Below are 7,250 nucleotides of genomic sequence, written 5' to 3' on the forward strand. Positions count from 1 at the left end.
AGCCCCAGCCCCCGCCCCGGCCCCAGCCCCCGGCCCCGGCCACGCCCCAGCGCCCCGCCTCGCATCCCCGGAAGCCACGATCACCGGCCGCGCGGCCCTGGCCAAAGCCGTCGTGAGCAGCGGCCGCTACCTCGACCCGCGGGCCGCTTCCGCCGCCGGATACGTACCCGACCAGTACTGCGTCCCCAACCCGGCGGGCCCGGGCGCGCTGGGCTACCCCCACTTCAACCACGCCTACGACAACTCCCTCGACCCCGCCCGGCCCGCCGCGCTCATCTACGAGGACGACCGCAACGGCGGCCGCCGCCTCACCGCGCTGGAGTGGGTCGTCGCCGACCGGGACGGCCTGACCACGACCGACGACGACCGCCCCACCCTCTTCGGCCGCGCGTTCAAGGGCCCCTTCCCCGGCCGCTTCAAGGGCCAGCCCGTCCACTACGCCCTGCACGTGTGGCTGTGGAAGGCGAACCCGCACGGCATGTTCGAGGTCTACAACCCCACCGTGCGCTGCCTGCCCGGCACGACCCGCCCGAAGGCGTGACCGTCCCTCCCTGACAGGGGCCCGCGGTCACAGGGCGCGGCTGTACTCCAGCCGGTCGGCGAAGTTTTCGTACCCGGCCCGGGTGAACGCCTTCGCCATCGCCGCGTTGGCCGCGTCGCAGTCGCCGCGGATCTCCGTGGCGCCGTTCGCGGCGAGGATCCGCGTGCCGCGGATGACGGCCGAGGTGGCGTAGCCCTTGCCGCGGTGGGCCGGGGCGACACCGACGAAGCCGATCACCGGCACGCTCGGGTTCTGCGTGGGCAGGCTGATCACCGCCGGGGTGCCGTCGAGGTCGTGGCCGATCTCCCACCAGTGTGGCTCGTGCCGCAGCTCGGCCGTCTCCTCCAAGAGCTGCTCGGCGGCGCGCCGTGCCCCGTAGCGTTCGACGTCGGCGGCCAGCCGGGCGTCGGAGGTGACGGCGAGCAGGTGCTCCAGCAGGTCGAGGAACGGCCCACGGCCGAGCCCGGCGAGGCTGCGGAAGGTCAGCCGGGCGTCGTCCGCGGGCAGCCGGCCGGGCTGTCCGGGAACGCGCAGGCTGAACCGGCGTCCGTCGCGGACGACCCGGAACCCGGCGCCGCGCAGCAGTTCACCGCGGCGCTCCGGCTCGCGCTGGAACTGCGGCGCCTGCGCGGGGGAGTCGATGACGTGCTCCAGCTCGTCCGCGCCGAGCTCGCGCGCCTTCGCCACGGCCGCCTCCAGCAGCGCGGCCCCCACCCCCTGCGCCTGGGCCTCGAACAGCACGAAGGCGTAGGGGACTTCGTGCCCGGGCAGCGTCCACAGCACCACACTGCCCACCAGCCGCCCGCCGTCATCCTCGGCGACCAGGCACCACGCGGGCCGGGTGCACGTGGTGTCGAGCAGCTGGCCGAGGTACGCGCGGGTCGCCGCGTTGCGTTCGGTGTCGCCGGGATACTCCAGCAGCGCGGGCAGTTCGTCGGAGCCGGCGGCACGGATCAACGTCACAGGGAAGCCTTCGCAGCGCAGGGGCAGTTCGGGACGGACAGCCCCGCGAACCTAACCCCCCGCCCGACCCCCGGCCAGCCCTTTTCCGCCCCTGGAGCCGGCTCCCGGGCCGCCAACGGGCATACGCCACAAACGCGCTAGTCGAGCGGGTCGGCGCGCAGCACCAGTTCCAGCAGCCCGGGGAAGCGGGCGTCGAACTCCGCACGGCGCAGCCGGTTGACCCGCCTGGCCCCCTCGTCGCGCTGCTCGACCAGGCCGGCCCCGCGCAGTACGGAGAAGTGGTGGCTGAGGGCGGGCTTGCCGACGGGTACGTCGAAGCTGCCGCAGGCCCGCGTCCACTCCGGCGATCCGGCCAGTTCCCGTACGAGGGTGAGGCGTACGGGGTCGGCGAGGGCGGCGAGCGCGGTGAGGACCGGGACGTCGTCGGGGTGCGTGTGCTCGGGGGCTGCCCGGTGACCGGTGCCGCGCGGGGTCATGACCGGCTCCTTTCCGTGAACGCCGTGAACGTACCTGCCTGCTTGGGACTCTGCGGCGCTTGCCCAGTGTTCGATGAAAACCATACACTCGCGGGTGTTCGCTTTTGATTGAACAGTCGAGCGGGGAGTGTGGCATGCGCGCGATCGAGTTTGGCCAGTACGGCGGTCCCGACGTCCTTAAAGTGCTCGAGACCGGCGTACCCGACCCGAGCCCGGGCCAGGTCAGCATCGACGTGGCCTACGCCGGGGTGAACTTCGCCGACCTGAAGGCGCGCACCGAGGGCTACCGCGTCGCGGCCCTTCCCTTCCGCCCCGGCCTGGAGGTCTCCGGGCGGGTACGCGCGCTCGGCGCGGGCACCCGGGGCCTGAGCGTCGGCCAGGAGGTGACCGCCCTGACCGACGGCGGCGGCTACGCCGAGGTCGCCCTCGCCGACGCCACGACCGTCTTCCCGCTCCCGGCCGGGCTCGACCTGCGTACGGCCGCCACCTTGCCCACAGTCCTGCCCACCGCCTACGCCCTCGTCCACGCGGTCGGCCGGCTCCAGCCCGGCGAGAGCGTCCTGGTGCAGGGCGCGGCGGGCGGAATCGGCACGGTGGCGGGCCAGTTGGCGAAGGCGGCGGGCGCGGGCCGGGTGTACGGCGTGGCATCGTCCGCGCAGAAGGCCGACTACGCCCGCGCGTACGGCTACGACGACGTCTTCGCCGGCGACTTCCACAAGTCGGTGATCGAGGCGACCGGCGGGCGCGGGGTCGACCTGGCTCTGGACCCGGTCGGCGGCGAGACCTTCCGCGGCGCCCTGGCCTCGCTCGCGGTCTTCGGCCGCCTGGTCTCCTTCGGCAACGCCAGCTCGGCCGAGGCGTGGGCCGTGGGCCAGCCCGAGCTCTACCCCAGGGGCATCTCGGTGAGCGGCTTCTCCATCCTCACCCTCGCCAAGACCGCCCCCGCCGCCCTGCGCACCCTGGCCGAGCGGGCCTTCGCGAGCGTGGCCGAGGGAACCGTCTCCCTCCCGGTCACCGCCGAGTTCCCCCTGACCGAGGCCGCCGAAGCGCACCGGCTGATGGAAACCCGTACGAGCACGGGCAAGCTGCTGCTGAACGCCACGGCCCACCCCGCCTGACCGTCAGGCCACGGGGGAGCGGGTGGGCTCTGCGGCGTGCTCTCACCCCTCGGCCTCCCGCGCGGCGTCCCAACTCAGGCACACCGCCCGGTGCGCCGGGCGCACAAGGTCACCGGGGAGCGGTTCGATACCGCGCACGCGTACGGCCACGATGCCGACGGGGACGCGGGTGTGCCTTCCCGGAACGGTCTCCAGCCGCCACCGATGGCCCGGAGCCACATCCCTCGCCGGAAGGTCGCCCAGGGCCAGGTGGACCCACCGGTCGTAGGTGGTGGGGTAGTGGCCGACCAGGGCGCCGCAGTGGCGACAGGCCGGCGGCTCGTACGGGTCGACGTCGTCCGGACCGGGATCCGCCCGGGCCGGAGCGGTGGCGCCCTCCTCAAGGGCCCGCCGGTTGGCGTAGATGTCCCAACAGGTCCCACACAGCACGCCGATGCGCCTGCCCCGCCCGCGTTCCCGCACGGTCGGCCCGCCCGCCTGGCAGCTCTGGCATATCCGGCTGATGTCCCCCATCTCCCCCATGTGACGCAGACTCGGCGCTGGCATCGGGGGACGATAGGGCGCAATTGGGTCGCACCGGCGCGTGCGCGGCACCGAGCTAATCTCTGCCGGACGATCAGGCACCCCCCACCCCAACTCGGCCCGCCGCTCCGGCAGATACCGGCCCTCGCCCCTGCCGGCCCCGGCCGGACGCGCCGCACGCCACCAGCTCGACGCGCGCTCTGCGGCACTGCCCTGCTGGGTGCGCCGCCCGGAGCGCAGCTCGCGAAGAGGTGCCACCCCACCCTCTCAACTATCGCAACTGTAATAGTTGCTATAGGTTGACGGTCATGGAGACGAAGACGTACACGACGATCGACCTCCGCAAGGGCATGGGGGAGATCCTGGACCGGACTCGCATCGCCGGCGAAGCCGCAGCCATCACCCGCAAGGGCAAGACGCTCGCCTACCTCGTACCCGCCGAGTGGTTCGAGCAGATGATCGCCCAGCAGCCGGCCGGCGACAGGCACCAGGACGCGGCCTGACGGCCACGCCACGACTCAGGAGCCATCTCATGACCGCGCAGCCCCTGCACTTCGACGGCCCCGGCGGGGACCGGCCCCGCCGGGTACCGCCCATGCCTGAGCGCACCCCCCAGGCCCTGCGCCTGGCCATCCAGGAGCATGCCCCCCACCTGCTGCCCGATTTCGAAGCGCACTGGCGCCGCGCGATCGGTGAGGCCTTCAACCTGACTCCGGTGCCCGCGTTCATGCGCCTGTGGTGGACCGAGTACGCCATCGCCCGCGACCCCGGTCTGGCAGATCACCTGCGTGACCTCGAAGCCCGCGCCGCGACGTCCGAGGACCCGGCGGAGTCCGCCCGCCTCCTGGACGAATACAGCCGACTGCGGCACGAAGCCGCCCATGCGGAGCCCGGCAGGTGAGCGACGACCTCCCACACCCGCCCTGGCAGATGGACTGGACAGCCGCAGCGTTCAAGGAGTTCCAGAGCATGCCCGCCGACGGCAGGCAGCTGGTCATGGCGGCCCGCGCGGAACTGATCACGGTCGAGGACCCCTACTTCCGCGGGATCGACGCCGACGCGTCTCTTCCACAGTGGATCACCATCCGCCCGCCGGCGTCGACCCGTCCCGCGGGCCCGCACGTCGCCGACCTCGCCGGGGGGCGCGGCTGGCTCGTCTTCACCTTCATCCGCCGCCACGCCGAACCCCAGATCGTCGTCACCGACGCCTTCTGGGCATGACGGCGCAGCCCGGCAGCAGGGGCAGGCCACGGCGGTCCCCCTCCCGCGCCCCCGTACGCCCGTCCCGTCGTCCCGCGGAGCGAGCCGCTCAGGCGCGCACCTGCGCAAGCCCCGCAGCGACCAGGACATCGACGAGGCGCTCTGCCTGCGCCATCGCGTGCCGGACACCGGTGCCGGTGGCGGCCACCATCCCCCACCGGCCCGGCACGCAGGCCACCAGCTCGGCCCTGGCCCCCTCGGGCACCGCGGCCAGCACCGCCGTACGCGCGGCCTTGAGCGTGGCGGTGGCGGTCGGCCTGAACAGGCGGGTGGCGGCGTACGGTTCGGCCACCCGGCCGGCCGGCCCGGACGCCGTCTTCTCGTGGAAGGAGCGCAGGTACTCGGCGCCGTGCGAGGAGAGGTTGTAATCGATCGCGGCGGCAAGGACACGGTCCTGGAACACCCCGCCGATCCGGCCGACGGCGAAGTCCACCCCGCCCGTCACCAGCCCGCCGTGACTGCCGTCCGCGACCGCGGCCTCGCTCAGGAAGGCCGCCTGCAGCGCGGTCATGGCCTGGCGCATCGTCCCGTACAGCGCGGGCGGCAGGCCGCACCGGTCCCATTCGGCGCCGTCGACGAAGACGTTGCCCTCCCAGGCATGACCGCTCAGGACCTGCAGCGTGAGCCCGGGCGCCACCTTCCCCTCGCGGACATGGCCCGAGGGGGCGACGGGCAGGCGGGCGCCGCCCGCGCCGTCCAGGCAGAGGTAGTCGACGGCCGCCTCCAGCAGGTAGTCGTCCCCGTACTGGTGGGCCTCGGTGGCCGCGGCGCGCAGCGCGTCGGTGTCCCCAAGGTCGATCGGGCCGACGATACGGGCCCCGTCCCCAGCCTCGGTCGGTTTGAGGAAGGCCCGCTGCAGCAGGTAGCGCCGGCGCAGCAGCTCCGCCGCGCGGACCGCGTCGTCCGCGAAGAGCTTGGGCCCCTCCTCGCGACGGGCGAGCGTATAGCCGGGCAGCACCGGCATCACCAGCCCCAGACGCCGGCAGCCCTCACTCAGCCGCTGCTCCGCCGCCAGCACCTCATGCGGCGCCGCACCGAAGACGGACAGCGCCTCCGCGTCGTCCACGAGCGGATGGATGTGACGCTTGCTGTTCCAACGGGTCGACACCACCAGACTGTTGGCCTCGATCCGCAGACTCTCCACCCCGGCGCGGTCACGAAGCCACAGCAGAAAGATCTGCATCTCCTCATCGAGGGCGTACGGGCGCACCACCGCATACGGGTGCGCACGCAGCCAGCCGACGATCCTCGCCATCGGCGTCCCCGTCTCGTCCCTGGTGTGGCGGTCGGCGGCGGCCAGCAGCGCCTGGCAGAGGTAGTAGTGCTCCAGATCGCCCAGATCCACCGCCTCGGCCCCGAAGACCTCCGCCGCCTCACGCCAGGGCGGCGTACGGCCCACGACCAGATCCCCTGGGCGTGCCGTGAACACGGCCCGCGTCTCCATATAGGTGGCGCAGTCGTACGGGGCCCGGCCCGCCGCGAGATCGCTGACATCGCCTTCGAACAGCCGGGTCGCCGGCGTGGCCCCCTGCAGCACGAGCGCGGGCACCGGCGCGCCCGCGGCACGGTACGGAGTCAAGACCCGCGACGCCCGCTCGGCGGCCTGTGCCGGCGTCAGCCCCAGGAGCCGCGAGCTGTAGCCGGCGAGATGCTCCTCCTGGTGCACACGTGGCCCGGTGTCGAAGCCCTGCCACGCCACTTCGGTCCCGTCCTGAAGCCGCACGGTCAGCCCGCCCCCGGCGCGCCCCGCCCTGCCCTGAGAGGTGATGTCCATGCCAGCCCTATAACCCCCACACCCCCGCCCCGCACCCCGACGGCCCCGGCCATGCACGCGTTTTCGCCAGCCCTCGGCAACGCCCCTAAGACCCTCGCTTCCGAACGCCGCATCGCCCTCCCCACCGAATGCATCAACTCCCTCAAGATCCACCAGGAACAGCAGCAGGAAGAGCGTCAGGCAGCCGGAACGGGCTGGACGGACAACGGCCTCGTCTTCACCACCCCGACGGGCAGGCCACTCGACCCAGGCAACCTCACCCGCCGCTTCCGCCGCCTTCTCCACAGCGCCGGACTCCGGACGATCCGCTTCCATGATCTCCGCCACTCGACAGCCACCCTGCTCCTTGAACAGGGCGTCGACCTCGTCGTCATCAAGGAACTCCTCGGCCACGCCCATATCGGCGTCACCGCCGGCGTCTACGCCCACGTCCGACTCCGCCTCCAGCGCCAGGCCATCGACACCCTGAGCGACGCACTGGCTGAGGGCGACGACTCCGATGAGCCGCCGCCCTCAGCGGGGGACTGTAAATCGTTCGGTGTAACTCCCGATCATGGAGGATGCACCGATGACTAGTGAGAACGTGACCGAGGCCG

9 protein-coding genes and 1 pseudogene are annotated in these 7,250 nt (G+C 72.9%); 6 read left to right on the forward strand and 4 right to left on the reverse strand.

All coding sequences use genetic code 11. The features are described 5' to 3' along the window. On the forward strand, nucleotides 1-541 hold a 541-nt coding region (locus IEZ01_RS34265; RefSeq protein WP_229833363.1), incomplete at its 5' end, for a hypothetical protein. A 27-nt stretch (nucleotides 542-568) separates the two neighbouring features. Here the strand turns inward: IEZ01_RS34265 and IEZ01_RS34270 are convergent. Together IEZ01_RS34270 and IEZ01_RS34275 are read right to left on the reverse strand one after the other, a co-directional pair. Further along, entirely contained in the window at nucleotides 569-1,504 is a 936-nt protein-coding gene (locus IEZ01_RS34270; protein ID WP_189205686.1) for a GNAT family N-acetyltransferase, read from the reverse strand. A gap of 137 nt (nucleotides 1,505-1,641) precedes the next feature. Continuing rightward, on the reverse strand, nucleotides 1,642-1,980 hold the full coding sequence (locus IEZ01_RS34275; protein WP_189205688.1) for an ArsR/SmtB family transcription factor: 339 nt from the start codon (nucleotides 1,978-1,980) through the stop codon (nucleotides 1,642-1,644). A gap of 134 nt (nucleotides 1,981-2,114) precedes the next feature. Between IEZ01_RS34275 and IEZ01_RS34280 the strand changes: the two genes are divergently transcribed. After that, nucleotides 2,115-3,098, forward strand: coding sequence for a quinone oxidoreductase family protein (locus IEZ01_RS34280; RefSeq protein WP_189205690.1), 984 nt, complete (start codon nucleotides 2,115-2,117; stop codon nucleotides 3,096-3,098). Between the two features lie 42 nt (nucleotides 3,099-3,140). On the opposite strand, the gene IEZ01_RS34285 is transcribed toward IEZ01_RS34280, so the two are convergent. After that, nucleotides 3,141-3,644: a DUF6083 domain-containing protein gene (locus IEZ01_RS34285; protein WP_229833364.1), complete on the reverse strand. Its 504-nt coding sequence runs from the start codon at nucleotides 3,642-3,644 to the stop codon at nucleotides 3,141-3,143. A gap of 284 nt (nucleotides 3,645-3,928) precedes the next feature. Here IEZ01_RS34285 and IEZ01_RS34290 point away from each other — a divergent pair, with 284 nt between their 5' ends. The 3 genes from IEZ01_RS34290 to IEZ01_RS34300 are packed head-to-tail and all read left to right on the forward strand — an operon-like array spanning nucleotide 3,929 to nucleotide 4,841. Then, entirely contained in the window at nucleotides 3,929-4,123 is a 195-nt protein-coding gene (locus IEZ01_RS34290) for a type II toxin-antitoxin system Phd/YefM family antitoxin (protein WP_040875908.1), read from the forward strand. 29 nt (nucleotides 4,124-4,152) lie between these two features. Further along, nucleotides 4,153-4,521: a DUF6247 family protein gene (locus IEZ01_RS34295; RefSeq protein WP_019891754.1), complete on the forward strand. Its 369-nt coding sequence runs from the start codon at nucleotides 4,153-4,155 to the stop codon at nucleotides 4,519-4,521. Continuing rightward, on the forward strand, nucleotides 4,518-4,841 hold the full coding sequence (locus tag IEZ01_RS34300; RefSeq protein WP_229833365.1) for a hypothetical protein: 324 nt from the start codon (nucleotides 4,518-4,520) through the stop codon (nucleotides 4,839-4,841). The genes IEZ01_RS34295 and IEZ01_RS34300 overlap by 4 nt, the downstream gene beginning before the upstream one ends. 88 nt (nucleotides 4,842-4,929) lie before the next feature. Here IEZ01_RS34300 and IEZ01_RS34305 read toward each other — a convergent pair whose 3' ends face one another. Then, nucleotides 4,930-6,654 carry a hypothetical protein gene (locus IEZ01_RS34305; protein WP_189205692.1) on the reverse strand — a complete coding sequence of 575 codons (1,725 nt, stop codon included), beginning with the start codon at nucleotides 6,652-6,654 and terminating at the stop codon, nucleotides 4,930-4,932. A gap of 87 nt (nucleotides 6,655-6,741) precedes the next feature. Between IEZ01_RS34305 and IEZ01_RS34310 the strand changes: the two are divergent. After that, nucleotides 6,742-7,230 (forward strand): annotated as a pseudogene (locus tag IEZ01_RS34310) (tyrosine-type recombinase/integrase); the annotation flags it as partial. Nucleotides 7,231-7,250: the final 20 nt, after the last annotated feature.

This window comes from Streptomyces purpureus, assembly GCF_014648195.1.
In the GTDB taxonomy this organism is placed as follows: Bacteria; Actinomycetota; Actinomycetes; order Streptomycetales; family Streptomycetaceae; genus Streptomyces; species Streptomyces purpureus.